This window comes from Pseudomonas sp. TE9122 (assembly GCF_056278925.1).
This window is the reverse complement of the sequence record NZ_JBWBQI010000001.1, coordinates 2,575,810-2,594,433: the sequence shown is the minus strand read 5'-3', so window position 1 is coordinate 2,594,433 and position 18,624 is coordinate 2,575,810. Positions and strand designations below refer to the sequence as shown.

Genomic DNA, 18,624 nt, shown 5'->3' with positions numbered 1-18,624 from the left:
CTGGGCAGGGGTTTTCATAGCGGTTCTCGTGGCACGGCTTGAAGCGACAAGGTCGGGACTGGCGCCTATTTAACACCAAGCCGCGCTTCGAGTAATCGGCGGGGTGATGGCCCCACCGATTTTTTCTGCGTCTAGCGGATCATTCATTGATGCGCGGATGCTGCTGGACCAGCACTTTGCGCTTGGCCTCCAACTCGGCGATCTCGGCATCAATGTCTTCGATTTTCTGCTCGATGTTGTCGTGGTGTTCCTGCAACAGTTCCTTGGCCTCTTCGAGATCGGAAGCCGCCGGGGCCGCGCCGCGCAGGGGCTTGTTGGCGGTTTCCTTCATGGTCACACCAGTGACCAGACCGACCACGGCGATGACCATCAGGTAATACGCAGGCATGTACAGATCGTTGGTGCTTTCCACCAGCCAGGCCACGGCAGTCGGGGTCAAACCGGCGATCAGCACCGAGACGTTAAAGGCACTGGCCAGCGCGCTGTAGCGGATGTGCGTGGGGAACATCGCCGGCAGGGTCGAGGCCATCACGCCGATGAAGAAGTTGAGCAGCACCGCGAGGATCAGCAGGCCGGAGAAGATCAGGGCGATGCTGCCGCTGTTGATCAGCATGAACGCCGGAATGGCGAAGATGAACAGGCCAATGCTGCCGACGACGATGAAAGGCTTGCGGCCGATCTTGTCGCTGATGAAACCGATCAGCGGCTGCACGAAGAGCATGCCGACCATGATCGCGATGATGATCAGTACACCGTGGTTTTCGCTGTAGTGCAGGTTGTGCGTCAGGTAACTCGGCATGTATGTGAGCAGCATGTAATAGGTGACGTTGGTCGCCGCCACCACACCGATGCAGGTCATCAGGCTGCGCCAGTGTTTGGTCGCGACCTCCTTGAACGACACTTTCGGGCCACCGGCGAGGCCTTCGCGGTCGCCTTGTTCGAGTTTTTCCACGTGCTGCTGGAACGCCGGGGTTTCTTCCAGGGCGTGGCGCAGATACAGGCCGATCATGCCCAGCGGCAGGGCGAGGAAGAACGGAATCCGCCAGCCCCATTCTTCGAAGCGCTGTTCACCGAGGATGGTCGAAATCAGCACCACCACGCCGGCGCCGAAAACGAAACCGGCGATCGAGCCGAAATCCAGCCAGCTGCCGAGGAAGCCGCGTTTGCGGTCCGGCGCGTATTCAGCGACGAAGATCGAGGCGCCGGTGTATTCACCACCGACCGAGAAGCCTTGGGCCATTTTCGCCAGCAACAGCAGGATCGGCGCCCAGATGCCGATCGAGGCATAGGACGGAATCAGGCCGATGGCAAAGGTGCTCAGGGACATGATGACGATGGTCGCGGCGAGGACTTTCTGCCGTCCGTACTTGTCGCCGAGCGCACCGAAGAACAAACCGCCCAGTGGACGGATCAGGAACGGCACGGAGAAGGTCGCCAGCGCGGCGATCATTTGCACGCCGGGATCGGCGCCGGGGAAGAAGACCTTGCCGAGCACATAGGCGACAAAGCCGTAGACGCCAAAGTCGAACCATTCCATGGCGTTGCCCAGTGCGGCGGCGGTAATCGCCTTGCGCATCTTGGCGTCGTCGACAATGGTGATGTCTTTCAAACCGATCGGTTTGACGGTGTTCTTGCGTGATTTCATTGCGCTGTTCCCGCTCGCTGATCCAGATTACCGCTGCGATGCCATCTCCATGATGGCGCCGGCTCTTCTGGCTCAGATACATGCGGACACGAAATAATTCACCGATGGGCTGGAATTAATTTCGACAGGTGGGGGAGGTGCAACTCCGAGCCTTGTTGGAGCTGTATTGCCTGACCCACCGCTATCGCTGGCAAGCCAGCTCCCACAAGAGTTTTGGGTGTTGCCGGGATTTTGTGTCCGCCGTCAAACCCTGTGGGAGCTGGCTTGCCAGCGATGACGCCATGACATCCATTACAAGGCTTATAGCGCAGCCTTCACCTGCAAACCCACCACCAGCGCATTATCGATGTCCTGCCCGGAGAACGCGCCCGGTTCGATGATGTATTGCAGGTTCGGGCGCAGCGTCAGCCATGGGGTGGCCTGGTAGCCGTAGCCCAACTCGATCAACTGCTCGGCGCTATCGAGGTTCGGAAACGCAGCACCATTGGCCAGCGCGGCATCCTGTTGCACATCGCGGCTGCGCGGGTTCGGCACGGCGCGGCCATAGCCCAGCGCCACGGTGTCACGCGGGCGGCCTTCGAACGGTTTGTACAAAACCACGCCGGTGCCGTACCACTTGCTGAACGGCGAGGCCGCTTCACTGGCCGCCGAATACTGACCGAACGCATGCAGGCTGCGGCCCTCGGAGGTCGACGAGCGCCATACGGCCTGATCGATCAACAAATAATGTCCGCCACGACCGGACACTTCATCGTCGCTGCCGATGCGTTTGACGTCGGAGCTGTCGTAGTAATAGCCGAGCTTGTACTCACCCGGCAGCTCGCCGGCGTGCTTGTACACCAGCTCGATCGGCACGACGGTGCCGGTGGTGTGCTTCGGCCCCAGATGCCAGGCGCGGCTGGAATTGCCGTTGCTTTCTGGATCGACGTTGAACGCTGCCACACGCAGCTGCCAGGACGGCGACAGGTCGTATTTGACCCGCACGCCCAGACGCGCGTTGGGGTAGTTGGTCCAGCCGCTGCCGCCGGACATGTTCAGCGGGTGACCGCAGAAACCGGCGTTCATGAAGTTGCACAGAATGCCGCTATCCAGACCGCCGAGGTCGTTGCCCATGGCCATGTAGCCGAGCTTCACGTTCAGCGCCGGGGTGAACAGGCTGCGCTCGTAACTCAGTTCCGTCAGGCGCGTGTACAGGCCGCCGTAGTTTTCCTGAATCGGCAGGCGGTTGCCGACCAGATCTTCCGAAGCGCTGTTACCGCGCCGGTCGTTGATGGTCAGTTGCACTTTGCCGGCGTTGTCGACGCCGTAGAGTTTGCTCAGATCAAACTGCACGCCGAGTTTGATGTTCTGCGAGTAGCGCGCCGAACGGTGCAGGCCGCCGTCGGCGTTGTAGGCGGTTTCGCCGCTGTAATCGCCAGTGAACTTGATGCCGTCTTCATCGAGTTGATGACGCAAGCCGCCCCAGTCACCTGTCAGGGTGCTGCGGGTCAGCAGATCGGAGTCGCTGGCGGCCAGCGCGGGTAGGGCAGTGGTGCAGCTCAGACCCAGCAACAGGCCAGTGGAAAGCTTGGTACGAGAAAAGCGAACAGCCGATGACATGTGAATCCTTCCTGCTGAAATCTTTAACGCAATAAAACGGCGACGCGGTGCTTTGGGGCACCGCGCGCTTGGGGGAGGTTGGTTGTGCGGCAGCGAGTTACGGCAGGGCGTAAGCCATCACGTAATCGCCACGATCGGTCGACTGGCGTGCGCCGCCAGCGGTGACGACGATGTACTGCTTGCCGGTCTTCGGCGAAACGTACGTCATCGGGCCGCCCTGACTGCCGACCGGCAGACGGGCTTTCCAGACTTCTTCGCCGTTGCCGCTGTTGAAGGCGCGCAGGTAGAAGTCCTGGGTGCCGGCAATGAAGATCAGGCCTCCCTGGGTCGACAGGGTGCCGCCGAGGGTGGGGAGACCGATCTTGATCGGCAGGTGCATGCGGATGCCCAGGGGACCGGTGTCTTCAACGGTGCCGACCGGAACCTGCCACGCGACTTTCTGGGTCTTCATGTCGATCGCGGTCAAGGTGCCGAACGGCGGCGCCTGGCACGGAATGCCGGCCACCGACAGGAAGCGGTTCTTGTTCACCGCGTACGGCGTGCCTTTGAGCGGAACAGCGCCCATGCCGGTGTTCAGCGCTTCGCCACCGCCAGCGGCCTGGCCTTTGTTCTGCGACGGGATCATCTGGATCCACAGACCCAGGCGCATGTCGTTGACGAAGATGAAACCGTGCACCGGGTCAGTGGAGATGCTGCCCCAGTTCATGCCACCCAGCGAACCCGGGAAGCTCAGCGATTTGTCGGTACCCGGCGCGGTGTACAGGCCGTCGTAGCGCATGCTCTTGAAGTCGATGCGGCAGAGCAACTGGTCGTACGGCGTGGCGCCCCACATGTCCGATTCGGTCAGGTGCTGCGCGCCGATCTGCGGCATGCCCACGGATTTCGGCTGAGTCGGCGAGTACGGCTCGTTAGGGATGTTCGCGGCTTTCACCGGTACTTCCTTGACTTCGGTCAGCGGCTTGCCGGTGGCGCGGTCGAGCACATAGATCTGCCCGGCCTTGGTGCCGATGACCAGCGCCGGAACGCTTTGGCCGTCCTTGTCGAAATCGATCAGGCTCGGCTGCATCGGCAGGTCGAAGTCCCACAGATCGTTGTGCACGGTCTGGAACACCCAGCGTTCTTCACCGGTGCTGGCGTCCAGCGCGAGGATCGAGGCGCCGTACTTGTGGTCCAGTTCGCTGCGCTCGACACCATAGATGTCGGTGGACGAGCTGCCCATCGGCAGGAACACCGTGTTGGTAGCCGCGTCGTAGGACATCGGCGCCCAGCTGTTCGGCGTGCTGCGCACGTAGGTTTTGCCGTCGGCCGGCGTGTTGCGGTCCTGCGGGTTGCCCGGGTCGAACGCCCAACGCATGGCGCCGGTGATCACGTCAAAACCACGAATCACACCGCCCGGCATGTCGCTCTGCACGTTATCGGCAACACGACCGCCAACCACTACGGTGGTGCCAGCCATCAATGGTGCGGACGACAACTGATAGTAGCTGTCCGGAACATCACCCAGACCGGCCTTCAGATCGACCTGGCCGTTGTTGCCGAAACCCTGGCAGAACTCGCCAGTGTCAGCGTCGACCGCGATCAGGCGAGCATCGATGGTATTGGTCAGCAGACGACGCTGGCAGTTGGCAGCCGGCGCCGGTTTGGCTTCGATGATCGAAGAGTTGCTCGGCTGAGCGATGGTCGCGGTGGCGTCGAAATAGGCCATGCCACGGCAGCGCTGCCAGACTTTCGATTGCGCGTTGATCGCATTCTTCCAAAGCTCTTTGCCGGTGTCGGCATCAAGGGCGATCAGGTTGTTGTGTGGGGTGCAGATGAATACTTTGTTGCCGACCTGCAGCGGGGTGAGCTGGTCTTCGGCGCCGTTGCCATCGCTCTCGGCGACGTCCCCGGTGTGGTAGGTCCACGCGACTTTCAACTTGTCGACGTTGTTGCGGTTGATCTGGTCGAGCGCGGCGAAGCGGCTGCCACCTTCGGTGTTGCCGTAGTGCGCCCAGTCTTTCTGCGCCTTGGCCGGCTCGACCGGAGTCAGGCCCGGGCCAGTGCCAGTGGCGGCAACCGTAGGGTGAGCGACAAACATGTTGCCCGCCGCAACGGCCACACCGACCGCCAGCACAGCGGCCACGGCATACGCGCCACGACCGGCCACGCGGCCATTGGCGCGCGCCAGCAGCGGGTAGACCAGCGCGACGACCATGCCGATGGCGCTGAACATGAACAGCCGCGAGAACACCGGCCAGAACACCAGCCCGGCGTCAGCCACGGCCCAGATCGCGGTGGCCACGAGAAACGCGGCGAACAACCAGGCGCCTGCGGTTTTCTTCAGTGCGATCAGCACGCCGGAAACGGTCATCGCCAGACCGCCGACCAGGAAGTACCAGGAACCGCCCAGGCTGACCAGCTTCACACCGCCGGCCGCGAGCGCCAGACCGAGCAGGGCGATGATCACGCCAAGGCCGACCAGAATGAACGTTGAAACGCCTGAGACGCGTTGACTGTGGTTCACATTGAAAGTCCCGTTTGAATGAAGCGCGGGATTATAGCGGTAACTAACCATTCAGTTAACCGCAGTTTTGCCATGAAAACGTGCACTTCTGTGAATCAAGCGTGGTGCAGGATTAGCAAAACGCAAGTTGAGAGGGGTTTCTCGAGGTTTCAGCAGGAGGGGCGGATTGAGCGTGGTATTGCAATGCACATGCTTGGATACCGCGCTGGATTCACCCCTCATCGGAACGCCGCCCGCCCAGCCCTCTCCCCGAGGAGAGGGAGCTGATTTGTGGGCTTTTTGAGACCTGTGTTCGCCTCGGTATCTCAGGTCGGTGTAACTCGCGCATTCAACTCGGTCAGTCCTCTCTCCCTCTGGGAGAGGGAGCCGATTCGTGGGCTTTTTGAGACCTGTGTTCGCCTCGGTATCTCAGATCGGTGTAACTCGCGCATTCAACTCGGTCAGTCCTCTCTCCCTCTGGGAGAGGGAGCCGATTTGTGGGCTTTTTGAGACCTGTGTTCGCCTCGGTATCTCAGGTCGGTGTAACTCGCGCATTCAACTCGGTCAGTCCTCTCTCCCTCTGGCAGAGGGAGCCGATTCGTGGGCTTTTTGAGACCTGTGTTCGCCTCGGTATTTCAGGTCGGCGTTACTCGCGCATTCAGCTCGGTCAGTTCCCTCTCCCTCTGGGAGAGGGCTAGGGTGAGGGGCTTTTGAGGTTGGCCGCGATGGCAACCTTGCCCTTTGCCCGGCCTTTTTCTACGTAGTGCAAGGCGTCAGCTATCTGATCGAACGGAAAAGTACGATCGATCACCGGTTTGATCACCCCGGCCTCAATCAACGCAGTGATTTTCTGCAACTGGATGCCGTCGGCACGCATGAACAGAAACGAATAACCCACCCCACGCTTGCGCGCCTTGCGCCGAATACCACTGCTGAGCAGACGTATGACCACCCCGAGCAGCCACGACAAACCCTGCTCCTGAGCGAACTGCGCAGTCGGCGGCCCTGACAGGGAAATCAGTTGCCCGCCCGGTTTCAACACCCTCAACGATTTTTCCAGCACATCGCCGCCGAGGCTGTTGAGCACCACGTCGTAGTCGCGCAGCTCAATGGCGAAATCCTGCTGTTTGTAATCAATCACCACATCAGCGCCCAGCGCTTTGACCCACGCGACATTCGCCGTGCTGGTCGTAGTCGCAACAAAAGCGCCGAGGTGTTTGGCCAGTTGAATGGCGACCGTGCCAACGCCACCGGAGCCGGCGTGAATCAGTACCTTCTGGCCTTTTTGCACGTTGGCGACTTCGACCAGTGCCTGCCACGCCGTCAACGCCACCAGCGGCATGCAGGCCGCCTCGGTCATGGCGAGATTGGCGGGTTTCAACGCGACCGCTTGTTCGTCGACAGCGATGCGTTCGGCAAACGTGCCAATCCTGTTTTCAGGCGCCCGCGCATAAACCTCATCGCCCGGCTTGAAACGCTTGACCGCCGCACCGGTGCTGAGCACCACACCGCCGACATCGTTGCCCAATATCAAAGGCATTTGATAGGGCAGGATCATCTTGAATTCGCCGCTGCGAATCTTCAGATCCAGCGGGTTGACGCTACTCGCGCGCACTTCGATCAGCACGTCGTGAGCGCCAACCAGCGGTTCGGGTAGGTCGCCAATCCGGCCGTTCTGCTTGCCGTAGCGCTCGATGAAAAATGCCTTCATTGCGGATGCTCTTGTCGGTAGAAACCGCCGGCATAGCGGCGGGTTTGAATGAGGTCAGGCCTGAGTCAGATAACGTTGCGCAACAGCCGACTGGCGGATCTCCCCCAACAGGCCCTGCCGCGCGGTTTGCAGGGCATCCCAGCGCTCGCCCTCGTGCAGCGGCGGGATGGTCACGACTTCGCGACGGTCGAAGCCGACCAGCGCTGCATCGACCATGTCGCCGACTTCCATGATGTCGGTGAGGGTGTTGATGTCGATACCGGCGCGGTCCCAGATTTCCGTGCGGGTGGCGGCGGGCAGGACCGCTTGCACATACACGCCTTGTGGCGACAGTTCCAGGCTCAGGCCTTGAGAGAGGAACAGCACGAACGCCTTGGTCGCGCCATACACCGACATGCCGAACTCCGGCGCCAGGCCCACCACCGAGCCGATGTTGATGATCGCGCCGTCGCCGGCCTTGGCCAAGCGCGGGGCGATGGCGCTAGCCAGCCGCACCAACGCGGTGGTGTTAAGCGCGACCAGTTGCGCCACGCTGTCGGTGCTCTGCTCGATGAAGGTGCCGGACTGCGCTGCGCCGGCATTGTTGACGAGAATGCCGATGCGCGCGTCGTCACGCAGACGCGCCTCGACGGTTTGCAGATCGCTCAGTTGCGTCAGGTCGGCCTGTAGCACTTCGACATGGACGTTGTGTTCAGCGCGCAAACCGGCAGCAAGGGTGTCCAGGCGCGACTGGTCACGGGCGACCAGCAGCAGATCGTGCCCGCGCTGGGCGAAACGTGCGGCGTAGACGGCGCCTATGCCGGTGGAGGCGCCAGTGATCAGAACAGTAGGGCGAGTAGTCATGGTGTTGGCTCTTTTTCAGGTGAAGACTGATTGCGGGCTTTTAGGATGATGATCCAAATCTAAACTGTCAACGGTTTTGATTATGGCTAACATCTATGTATCATCGAGCCATGATTTTTCAGCGCTGGAGGATTCAACATGCGCGTATCCAAAGCTCAGGCTCAGGCCAATCGCGAGCACATTGTCGAAACGGCATCAGTGATGTTCCGCGAACGCGGTTATGACGGGGTCGGCGTGGCTGACCTGATGGCGGCCGCCGGTTTTACTCACGGCGGTTTCTACAAACACTTCGGCTCCAAGGCCGACCTGATGGCCGAAGCCTCGGCCAATAGCCTGGCGCAGTCCACGGCCGCCGCCGAAAGCATGAGCGTGCAGGATTTCATCGACGTGTACGTGTCGCGCGACCATCGCGACGGCCGTTCCACCGGTTGCACGATGGCGGCGTTGTGCGGCGATGCGGCGCGGCAGTCCGGGGACGTGAAAGCGGCGTTCGCTGAAGGCATCGAGCGCACGTTACAGACGCTCGGCGAGAAATACCCGAAGGCAGCGGATGCACCGCAAGGTGAGGGCCAAACCCGGATGATCGACCTGCTGGCCCGCGCGGTCGGGGCGATCATGCTGTCGCGGGCCTGCCCGGATGACTCGGCGCTGGCCGATGAGATTCTGACGGTGTGTCACGCTTCGATGACGGCGTCGTTGCCAGTCATCGAGGCGCCCGAAGAAAACCCGCAACACCGCTGAACCAAAAGCCCCTCACCCTAACTCTCTTCCAGAGGGAGAGGGGACTGACCGAGTTGTTTGGGCGATTTACGCCAGACGCTGATATCGGGTCGAACTCCGGTTCTGAATGCTCCATAGATCAGCTCCCTCTCCCTGGGGAGAGGGCTGGGGTGAGGGGTGAATCCGGCGCGATACCAAAGCCGAACGCCAGCACTTCGCCTTAGAAACTCAAGCGTGAAACGGATAATCGACATAACCACGCTGATCGCCGCCGAAGAAACTGCTCGGATCCGGTGTGTTCAGCTCAAGGCCATCGTGCAACCGACGGGGCAGATCCGGGTTGGCCAAAAATGGCCGGCCAAAGGCAATGATGTCGGCGCGATCGGCGTTCAGCGCCTGTTCGGCGGACTCGGCGTCGTAACCGCCAGCGAGGATCAGCACGCCGTTCCAGGTCTGGCGCAACTGGGCAATGATCGCGTCCCAGCGCGGATCAAAGTTTTCGTCCTTGACCGTGCCGACCATGGCCGGCTCGACCAGGTGCAGGTAGGCCAGATTCCACTGGTTGAGCGCTTCGACCAGATAACCGAAGGTCGCTTCGGGCGTGTCATCGCCCATGCCCATGAAGCGACCCATCGGCGTCAGTCGTACGCCGACGCGCTCGGCACCGACTTCATCAGCCACGGCGGCGACCACTTCGAGCAGGAAGCGCGCGCGGTTTTCTACGCTGCCGCCATAGGCGTCGTCGCGCTGGTTGCTGTTGCTGTTGAGAAACTGATCGAGCAGATAACCGTTGCCGGCATGGATTTCCACGCCGTCCATGCCGGCGTTCAACGCGTTACGCGCAGCGCGGCGGTAGTCTTCGACGATGTCGGCGATTTCCGCAGTTTCGAGGGCGCGCGGTACCGGCACATCACCCCACACGCCGTTGCCTTGTTCATCGACGATAAAGGTCTTGCCCGGCACTGGCAGGGCACTTGGCGCCACCGGCAAACCGGCGTCAGGCTGGAAACTCGGGTGGGAAACCCGGCCGACGTGCCACAGCTGCATGAAGATCAGACCGTTCGCTGCGTGCACCGCCGTGCTGACTTCGCGCCACGCCTGGACTTGCGCATCGGTGTAGATCCCCGGCGTCCACGCATAGCCCTGGCCCTGTTGGGAGATCTGCGTGGCCTCGGTGATGATCAGCGCGGCACTGGCGCGTTGGCGGTAGTACTCGGCGTTCATTGCAGTCGGCACATCGCCCGGCTGGCCGGCGCGTGAGCGGGTCAGGGGCGCCATCGCCACGCGGTGGGCAAGGGTGTAAGGGCCGAGGGCGATGGGTTGGAACAGGCGACGGGTCATGGGTAGCTCCGGATTTCGATGAGTAGGGTTCAAGCGCGGCAGCCAGCTGCCGCGCGCTGTGCACTTAACTTAACCGGGGGTGGCGGGGCTGATAATCCGTGGCCGGCGCTACGCAGTTTTGCGCGCAACGCAACGGCACCCGCGCTCATCGGTGATGAACGCGGGCGCGGTTCAGGCGGGTTGGGTCGAGCGGGTCAGCGGCAGGTTCAGCCAGCGCCGACCGGTGGCATTGCTGACCGCGTTGCCGAGCGCAGCAGCCATCGGCCCTTGGACGATTTCGGCAGCACCGAGGAAGGGTTCGCCCGGTTGATCGAGCAAATGCACGTCGACTTTTTTTGGCAATTGGGTGAAACGCAGAATCGGATAACCGCTCCAGTCGTAGCTGCGAATGCCGCCGGCGTCGTAGGCGACTTGTTCGTAGAGCGTCCAGCTGGCCGACTGGACAATGCCGCCCTCGACCTGATTGCGCAGGCCATCGGGGCTGACGATCTGGCCGACGTCGACCGCCGTGACCACATGATCGACGCGAATTTCGCCGGTCTGCGGATGCACCCGCAGTTTCACCGCGAGGGCGCAGTAACCCATGATGTTTTTGTAGCGGGCGAAGGCGAAACCGATCCCCGCGCCGGGCTCGTTGCTCTTGTGTGGCCAGCCGATTTCATCACGCACGCGCTCGATCACGGCACGGGCACGCGGGTCGCGCAGATGCGCCAGACGCAACGCCACCGGATCAAGGCCAGCCTTGATCGCCAACTCATCGATACCCGCCTCAATGGCGAAGATGTTGATGTGCGCACCCAGCGAGCGCATGGCCGAAGTGCGGAACGGCATGGTGGTGACGAAATTCATGTTGATCCGCGTCGCGCCCAGTTCATACAGCGGCACCGCGTTGCGATCACCGTCACCTTCGGGCTGAGCGATTGGCACCGACGGCGCCGAGGCGAAGGGGCTGGCCAATAGACGTGCCGGCAGCAAACGCCCGGCATTGACGATGCGTTCGTTGTGCGGCGTGGTCCACAGCTCGTAGTTCCAGTCCTGCAAACGGCCCTGACTGAGGCCGGCATCGACTTCGGTGACCATCGCCGAACTGTACGGCTCCCAGAGATTTTCCTGCTCGCGCATCCATTGCACGCGCACCGGCGTGCCCGGCAGGCGCATCGCGATCAGCGCGGCATCGGCGGCGGCATCATCGGCGCCGTTGTGGCCGTAGCAACCCGAGCCTTCGGTATGAATGCAGCGCACACGCTCCGGCGGCAGACGCAGCATTTCGGCGATACCGGCGCGCAGTGGATAGACGCCCTGGGTGTGGGTCCACACCGTGAGCACGCCATCGTTAAACCAGGCCACCGCACAGGACGGGCCGATAGAGCCGTGCATCAAATACTGCTTGGTGACCCGCGCCTTGAAGCGCGTTTCGGTCGCGCCGCCGGGATTGTCGGTGTTGCTGATCGGATAGCGCTTGGAGGGCAATTGCTTGAGCAAATCGTGAATCCCGGCGGCTTCGGGAATCGCCTCGCCGCCGCTCCACTTGGCACTTTCCATGCCGCTGCGCATGGCCTTGATCGCTTGCCACTCATCACGAGCGACCACCGCCAGATAGTTGCCGTCGCGGATCACTTTGACCACGCCGCTGAGCGCTTCAATCGATGCCGTATCGAACGCCTGAAGCGTGCAGCCGGGACGCGGCGGGCGGATGACACGCGCGTGCAGCATGCCCGGCAGGCGCATGTCCTGCACGAATGCCGCGCCGCCGCTGACCTTGGCCGGAATGTCCAGGCGCGGCAGGTTGTGGCCGATCAGTTTGAAGTCGGCCGCCGCCATCGTCGGTGATTGCGCCTTGGCGTATTGGTGCACATCGACATGCTTGACCGCGTCGGCATAAGCCATGCGCTGACCAGTCGGCCCTTCGATGATTCCGTCGCGAGTGCTCAGTTGCGCAGCGTCGACTTGCCAGCTGCGCGCGGCGGCCTCGACGAGCATTTCGCGCACTTGCGCGGCGGCGTTGTACAGCGCGGTGCCGCTGTCGAAAATGCTGTGGCTGCCGGCGGTGTAGCCTTCGTTGGGCGTCAGCGCGGTGTCGGCGGTGAGCAAGTTGACGGCGCTGGCCGGCACCTGCAAACGCTCGGCAGCGATTTGCAGCAAAGCGGTTTTCACTCCAGTGCCCAGTTCGACTTTGCCGGTGTACACGGTGATGCCGTCGGCGCCGATGCGAATCCACGCGTCCAGGTAAGGGTTGGTGCGCAGGCTGCCGGGCAGGTCGGGGGCCAGCACTACGGTGCCGAGGGTGTCGACTTCGGTGTCGGCCAAGACACGCCGCGCTACCGGCATCAGGGTGAAGGCCATCAGCAGTGCGCCGCCACGCAGGAAGGCCCGGCGGCTGGGGTTCAAGCCGTTTGCTTCGCTCATGTCAGGCTCCCGCTATGCCCGGCCACCTGTTTGATCGCCTCGATAATGCGCAAGTGCGTGCCGCAACGGCACAGATTGCCGGCCATGTGTTCGCGGATGGTTTGTTCGTCCGGGTGCGGATCACGTTCGAGCAACGCCTGCGCGCGCATCAGCATGCCGGCAATGCAGTAACCGCATTGCGCCGCTTGCTTGTCGATGAATGCCGTTTGCAACGGGCCGGGTTTTTCTGCGCTGCCGAGGCTCTCCACGGTGCGGATCTTTTTCCCCTCAAGGCCTGCGCAGGGTGTGAGGCAGGCGAACACCGGCTGGTCGTCGACGATCACCGTGCACGCGCCGCACTGGCCCAGGCCACAGCCGTACTTGGCGCCGTTGAGGTTCAAGTGGTTGCGCAGCGCATACAGCAGCGGCATGTCCGGCTCCAGCTCCAACGGTTGGGCGGCTCCATTGACGGTGAGAGTGATCTGGCTCATTTCGTCTCCTGACGTAACGCTTCAATAGTGGAAGAAAGGTCGGCCCATGGCTGATCGGGTCTGGCTTGCTCGCGCAGATACGCGGCGAGGGCGCCGAGCTGGGCGTTGTCGAGGCTGGCGGCGAACGGCGGCATCACCGGGCCGGGCGCGCCGGGAATGGCGGGCACGCCTTCAAGCACGGTCTTGAGAAAGTTGCGCGGGCTGGCCGCTTGCAGCGCCGAAGTGCCTTGCAGGCCGGGGCGGCCGTCGATTTCGCGCATCGGCGCGGCGGGTGCGTGACATCCGGCACAGGCGCTGCTGAAGAGCAGGGCGCCGCTGCTGTGATCCGCTGGACTGCTCGGCGACCTTTGCGCGGTGGTTTCGCTCACCGCGTGCGGGTTTTGCAGGCTCAGCAGGTAGTCGGCAATCGCCTCGGCTCCGCTGGCCGGCAAGCGCGCCAGACTCAGGCTGACCGGGCGCATCGGGCCGGCGGGCGTGCCGTGGCCATTGACCACGTCGGCGCGCAGGTAGCCGACCAATTGCTCGCGACTCCACGGATTGGCGCGCTGCCCGAGGCCGACCAGGGCCGGCGCTTCCCAGCCATCGACGCTGCCGCCCTGCAGATACTCCGAGGATTTCTCCGCGCCAATCAGGTTCAGCGGCGAATGGCAGCCGGCGCAGTGGCCCGGGCCGTCGACCAGATAGCGTCCGCGATTCCATGTCGCGCTGTGTTCGGCCAGCGGCGTCAGTGGCTCGCCATGCAGAAACAGCAGGTTCCAGAACGACACCAGCGGGCGGATGTTCATCGGGAAATTCATCTGGTTCTGCTTGGCGGGCGCATGTACGGCGGGGCCGCTCATCAAGTAGGCGTAAGCGTCGGCGATGTCTGCTGCACTCATGCGTCGGTAGTGCACGTAGGGAAAGGCCGGGTAGAGAAAGTGGCCGTCGCGGGCAATGCCTTCGCGCATCGCCCGCTCGAAGGCCGGCAGTGACCATTCGCCGATGCCGGTCTGCGCATCCGGGGTGATGTTGGTGCTGTACAGCGTGCCGAACGGCGTCACCAGCGGCAGCCCGCCGGCCAGGTATTCGCCGCCGGGGCGGGTATGGCACACCGCGCAGTCACCGGCCTCGACCACTCGTGCGCCGCGTTGCAACTGCGCAGTATCGAATGACGTCGGGCGTTTGATTGGCGCGATCGCCGGGCGCCACATCAGCGCGACGGCGACGATCAGACCGATCACCACGAGCACGCCGACGCTGATCCACAGGGTTCTGGATTTGAGCAAATGGCTGTTCATGGTCGGCAGAAAAACGCGGCGGACAGTGGCAGGACGGGTGAAGTACGGGTCATCGGAACGCTCCTTGTAGCAGCCGGGGGAAGGGCGCCGATGCGGACGTCTGCGCCAGGGCCAAAGCGTAGAGAAGACCCTTGCAGCGGAGAATCACCGGCCCGCGCAACAGCGCGTTGCGCCACAAGCAACGTTGCGCGCCGCGCATCAGTGCGTTGCCAGTGGCACGGATTCTCGCCCCCGCCGGCTCACCGTAGCCTTGGCACAACTTTCCCGAACTCAACGAGGTGTCACCATGCTTACGGGCAACCCTGCCGTTGCGGCCCCCGCCGAACAGCCTGCTTCACTCTCCGGCCTGATGGTCGCGTTTCTGGCATTTTGCTGCGGCGCGGTCGTCGCCAACCTGTATTACGCACAACCCATCGTCGAACTGATCGCGCCGCAGATCGGCCTGTCCAGCGCCAATGCCAGCCTGATCGTGTCGCTGACGCAGTTCGGATACGCGCTGGGCTTGTTGCTGCTGGTGCCGCTGGCCGACCTGATGGAAAACCGCCGTCTGGTAGTCGGTTTCACCCTCGCCGCCAGCGTGACGTTGCTGTGCGCTGGCCTGACCCATTCGCCGTCGCTGTTTCTGCTGCTCTCTTTGCTGATCGGCCTGACCTCGGTAGCGGTGCAGATTCTCGTGCCGTTGGCTGCGCATTTGGCGCCGGAAGCCAGCCGGGGCCGCGTGGTCGGCAATATCATGAGCGGCTTGCTGCTGGGGATTCTGCTGTCGCGGCCGCTGTCGAGCCTGTTGGTTGAAGTGTTCGGCTGGCGCGGGGTGTTTTACAGCGCGGCGGCACTGATGGCGGTAATCGCGCTGATTACCGCTGTGGCATTGCCGCGCCGGATGCCGACGCACAAAGCCACCTATGTCGCGTTGATCGGTTCGGTGTTTGCCTTGGCCCGACGCTTTCCTGTGTTGCGCCAGCGTTCGCTGTATCAGGGTTTGCTGTTCGCCAGTTTCAGCCTGTTCTGGACTCTCGCGCCGATTGAGCTGATGCGTCACCACGGTTTCAGCCAGGCGCAGGTGGCGATCTTTGCGTTGGTCGGCGCGGTGGGTGCGATTGCTGCGCCGATTGCCGGGCGTCTTGCCGATGCCGGGCACGGTCGTCGCGGTACCTTGGTGGCGTTGCTGCTGGCGCCGCTGTCACTGTTGATCGCCGCGTTGCCGGGCAGTCGTTACGTGTGGCTGGTGGTGTGTGCGGTGCTGCTGGATTTTGCCGTGCAGTTGAACATGGTCCTCGGCCAGCGCGAGGTCTACGCCCTCGACCCGCACAGCCGCGCACGCCTGAATGCGGTGTACATGACCAGCATCTTCGTCGGCGGCGCCCTCGGTTCACTGGTCGCCAGCCCGCTGTACGAACACTTCGGCTGGAACCTCTCGGCCGTCGCCGTAGCGGTGTTGCCGGCGTTGGCGCTGGCGTTGTTCCTGAGCCGCAAGGCTGATGGCTGAGGGCGCGATGAGGCCCGGCAAGCACGACGATACAAGACGTGTGGCGAGCACTGATGCACAATCAGCGGCGTTCCCTCACCACCGGATCCCGCTTATGGACAAGTTGCTGGCCTTGAAGATGTTTGTTGAAACCGTGCGCTGCGGGGGCTATTCCTCGGCGGCGCGCAAGCTTGGGATTTCGACGTCTTCGGTGACACGGCAAGTGGCGGGGCTGGAAAACGAGTTGGGCGCCAGTCTGCTCAATCGCACCACGCGCAACACCAGCGTGACCGTCGCCGGTCAAACCTATTTCGAGAAGGCCGTGGCGATTCTCGATGCCATCGACGAAGCCGATGCGGTGGTCGCTGATCGTGGCAGTGATGCCCAGGGTCGCTTGCGCATCAGCGTGCCGGTGGAGTTTGGCCGCCGGCTGATCGCGCCGCACCTGAGCCGCTTGCTCGAACGTCATCCGGGGCTGGAGATCAGCCTGTCGTTGAGCGATCAGGTCAGCGATCTGCTCAGCGAGCAGATCGACGTTTCAGTGCGGCTCGGCTCGACGGTGGTCAGCGAAGACATCGTCAGCAAACGCGTCGGGCAGTTTCAGCGTTGGATTGTCGCCAGCCCGGATTATCTGGCGCGCAGCGCCGTGCTCGAACATCCGCGGGATCTGCTAGAGCACCAATGCCTGCGTTTCGATTACGGCGGCAGCCATCACCACTGGACCTTTCAGGGCGACGAAGAGCCGATTCAGCTCAACGTTGCGGGCCGACTGCAGAGCAATAACGCCGACATTCTGCGCGAAGCGGCGATTGGCGATGGCGGGGTGGCGCTGCTGGCCGACTGGCTGGTGCGCGACGACGTCGCCGCCGGGCGCCTGACGCGCTTGCTTGAGCACTACGAGGTCAATCCCGGCAGTGCCAGCAGTTGCATCAACGCGCTGTACTTGCCCAACCACCGTGGTTCGAGCCGGATCAACGTGTTCATCGATTTTCTCGTGGAAATCCTCAAACCCGCCGCACCTGCCGCTTAGCGCTGCACACTCTGTTGCTGCAGCCGCTGCACACTGCTTGTATGCTTGCGCCCCGGAACACGTGGCCGCCGTGAGTGCCGACGTTCGAATGATGGCTGGAATGGATCCCGGACTTCCTTAAGGTACTGACGTGAAGCGTGATACTCGCCTTGTAATGCTCCTGCTGCTGGTGATTGGCTGTTCCCTGACTTCGCTGACGATCTGGAAAGTCTGGTCTTCGCGCGAGCGTGCGCTGGCCGAGGTCGACGTGCATGGCCTGAACCTGACCCAGGCGCTCAACACCTACACCGAAGGCATCGTCCGGCAAAGCTCGCTGCTCTTGCTCGGGCTGGTCGAGCGTCTGGAAACCGAGGGCAACGGCCCGGCGCAGATTCAGCGCATCCAGAGCCTGATCGACCGCCAGCAGCCGCTGATGCCACAGCTCAGCGGCATCATCATCTATGACCGGAACGGGCATTGGCTGATGTCCTCCAATCGGCCGATTCCGGAGGGCGCCAACAGCAGCGACCGCGCCTATTTCATTCACCACCGTGAAAACCGGAGCCGCGAGCCGTTCATTGGCCCGCCGATCCAGAGCCGTGCCAATCATGAATGGGTGGTGACCATCAGTCGGCGCTTCAATGACGCCGGTGGCCAGTTCGCTGGCGTTGTAGCAGTGACGCTGGGGGTGGAAAACTTTCTGCGAGTGTTCGGCAAACTCGACGTTGGCCAGGACGGCGCGATCGGCCTGTCGTACACCGATGGCACTCTGCTGGTGCGTTACCCGTTCCGTGAGCAGGACATGGGCCGCAACTTCTCCAAATCGCCGATCTACGCCAAATACCTCGTTGACCGCTCGGTCGGCACTGCCTCCTACACCTCCAGCCTCGACGGTGTCGAGCGGCTGTACGCGTTCCGCAAAAGCGAAACGCTGCCGCTGATCACCACCGTGGCTCTGGGCAAGGACGAAGCGCTGGCGGCGTGGCGCATCGAAGCGGCGCTGTCGGCGGTGGTGGTGATCGGGCTGCTGGGGCTGACCGGGTTGATCGGCTGGTTCCTGATCCTTGATATCCGCCGCCGCACCGAGGCCGAAGAAGCCTTGCGCGATGCCCAGCAGCAATTGCTCGCGTCCAATCGCCAGCTGGAATTACTGGCGCTGAAGGACGCGCTGACCGGCCTGGCCAACCGCCGCTGTTTCGATGAAACCCTGACGGTGGAAGCGCGGCGCGCGCAGCGTGACGGGACTTCGCTGGCCTTGCTGATGATTGATATTGATCATTTCAAATTGTTCAACGATGCCTTGGGCCACGTCGCCGGCGATGCCTGCCTGCAAGCGGTCAGCAAGATTCTTGAAGGCTGCGTGCGCCGCCCCTCGGATCTGGTCGCGCGCTACGGTGGCGAGGAAATGGCGGTGATCATGCCGGCCACCGACAGCGCCGGTGCGACGGTGGTGGCGCAACTGATGCTCGAGCGTTTGCAGCAGGCGAACATCGCCCACCCGGGCAGTCCGTTTGCTCGGATCACGGTGAGTATCGGTATGGCGGTAGGGACGGGCGCTCAGCTGGATTCGCTGCCGGCGTTGATCCAGACCGCCGATCAGGCGCTGTACCGCGCCAAAGCGGCGGGGCGCAACGGGATGGCCGGGCAGGCCTGAGG

Annotated in this window: 13 protein-coding genes; 4 read left to right on the top strand and 9 right to left on the bottom strand. The window is 62.8% G+C overall.

Annotation, left to right across the window (positions count from 1 at the left end; genetic code table 11):
* Positions 1–139 precede the first annotated feature (139 nt).
* The 5 genes from proP to ACZ9BE_RS11735 all read right to left on the bottom strand — a co-directional run bounded on the left by proP (position 140) and on the right by ACZ9BE_RS11735 (position 8,280).
* A complete protein-coding gene (proP, locus tag ACZ9BE_RS11755) occupies positions 140–1,645 on the bottom strand; it encodes a glycine betaine/L-proline transporter ProP (RefSeq protein ID WP_041480305.1) in 1,506 nt (501 codons plus the stop codon).
* A 300-nt stretch (positions 1,646–1,945) separates the two neighbouring features.
* Complete coding sequence (locus ACZ9BE_RS11750) at positions 1,946–3,244, bottom strand: carbohydrate porin (protein WP_476249455.1); 1,299 nt, start codon at positions 3,242–3,244, stop codon at positions 1,946–1,948.
* A 97-nt stretch (positions 3,245–3,341) separates the two neighbouring features.
* Positions 3,342–5,747 (bottom strand): glucose/quinate/shikimate family membrane-bound PQQ-dependent dehydrogenase, encoded by a 2,406-nt coding sequence (locus ACZ9BE_RS11745; protein WP_476249454.1) that lies wholly within the window; start codon positions 5,745–5,747, stop codon positions 3,342–3,344.
* Between the two features lie 673 nt (positions 5,748–6,420).
* Positions 6,421–7,437 (bottom strand): NADP-dependent oxidoreductase, encoded by a 1,017-nt coding sequence (locus ACZ9BE_RS11740; protein WP_476249453.1) that lies wholly within the window; start codon positions 7,435–7,437, stop codon positions 6,421–6,423.
* Between the two features lie 54 nt (positions 7,438–7,491).
* Complete coding sequence (locus ACZ9BE_RS11735; RefSeq protein WP_476249452.1) at positions 7,492–8,280, bottom strand: SDR family NAD(P)-dependent oxidoreductase; 789 nt, start codon at positions 8,278–8,280, stop codon at positions 7,492–7,494.
* Positions 8,281–8,418: 138 nt separating this feature from the next.
* On the opposite strand from ACZ9BE_RS11735, the gene ACZ9BE_RS11730 reads away from it, so the two are divergent.
* Entirely contained in the window at positions 8,419–9,021 is a 603-nt protein-coding gene (locus tag ACZ9BE_RS11730; RefSeq protein WP_476249451.1) for a TetR/AcrR family transcriptional regulator, read from the top strand.
* 207 nt (positions 9,022–9,228) lie between these two features.
* Here the strand turns inward: ACZ9BE_RS11730 and ACZ9BE_RS11725 are convergent, their stop codons facing one another.
* The 4 genes from ACZ9BE_RS11725 to ACZ9BE_RS11710 all read right to left on the bottom strand — a co-directional run bounded on the left by ACZ9BE_RS11725 (position 9,229) and on the right by ACZ9BE_RS11710 (position 14,482).
* Positions 9,229–10,341 (bottom strand): alkene reductase, encoded by a 1,113-nt coding sequence (locus tag ACZ9BE_RS11725; protein ID WP_056786154.1) that lies wholly within the window; start codon positions 10,339–10,341, stop codon positions 9,229–9,231.
* A 171-nt stretch (positions 10,342–10,512) separates the two neighbouring features.
* Positions 10,513–12,747: a xanthine dehydrogenase family protein molybdopterin-binding subunit gene (locus ACZ9BE_RS11720; RefSeq protein ID WP_476249450.1), complete on the bottom strand. Its 2,235-nt coding sequence runs from the start codon at positions 12,745–12,747 to the stop codon at positions 10,513–10,515.
* Positions 12,744–13,217, bottom strand: coding sequence for a (2Fe-2S)-binding protein (locus ACZ9BE_RS11715; RefSeq protein WP_476249449.1), 474 nt, complete (start codon positions 13,215–13,217; stop codon positions 12,744–12,746). Before ACZ9BE_RS11715 ends, ACZ9BE_RS11720 begins: the two co-directional genes overlap by 4 nt.
* Complete coding sequence (locus tag ACZ9BE_RS11710) at positions 13,214–14,482, bottom strand: c-type cytochrome (RefSeq protein ID WP_476249448.1); 1,269 nt, start codon at positions 14,480–14,482, stop codon at positions 13,214–13,216. The genes ACZ9BE_RS11715 and ACZ9BE_RS11710 overlap by 4 nt, the downstream gene beginning before the upstream one ends.
* A 298-nt stretch (positions 14,483–14,780) precedes the next feature.
* On the opposite strand from ACZ9BE_RS11710, the gene ACZ9BE_RS11705 reads away from it, so the two are divergent.
* The 3 genes from ACZ9BE_RS11705 to ACZ9BE_RS11695 all read left to right on the top strand — a co-directional run bounded on the left by ACZ9BE_RS11705 (position 14,781) and on the right by ACZ9BE_RS11695 (position 18,622).
* Positions 14,781–15,980 carry an MFS transporter gene (locus ACZ9BE_RS11705; protein ID WP_476249447.1) on the top strand — a complete coding sequence of 400 codons (1,200 nt, stop codon included), beginning with the start codon at positions 14,781–14,783 and terminating at the stop codon, positions 15,978–15,980.
* Between the two features lie 94 nt (positions 15,981–16,074).
* On the top strand, positions 16,075–16,989 hold the full coding sequence (locus tag ACZ9BE_RS11700; protein WP_460067780.1) for a LysR family transcriptional regulator: 915 nt from the start codon (positions 16,075–16,077) through the stop codon (positions 16,987–16,989).
* A gap of 130 nt (positions 16,990–17,119) precedes the next feature.
* A complete protein-coding gene (locus ACZ9BE_RS11695; RefSeq protein WP_256809843.1) occupies positions 17,120–18,622 on the top strand; it encodes a sensor domain-containing diguanylate cyclase in 1,503 nt (500 codons plus the stop codon).
* Positions 18,623–18,624: the final 2 nt, after the last annotated feature.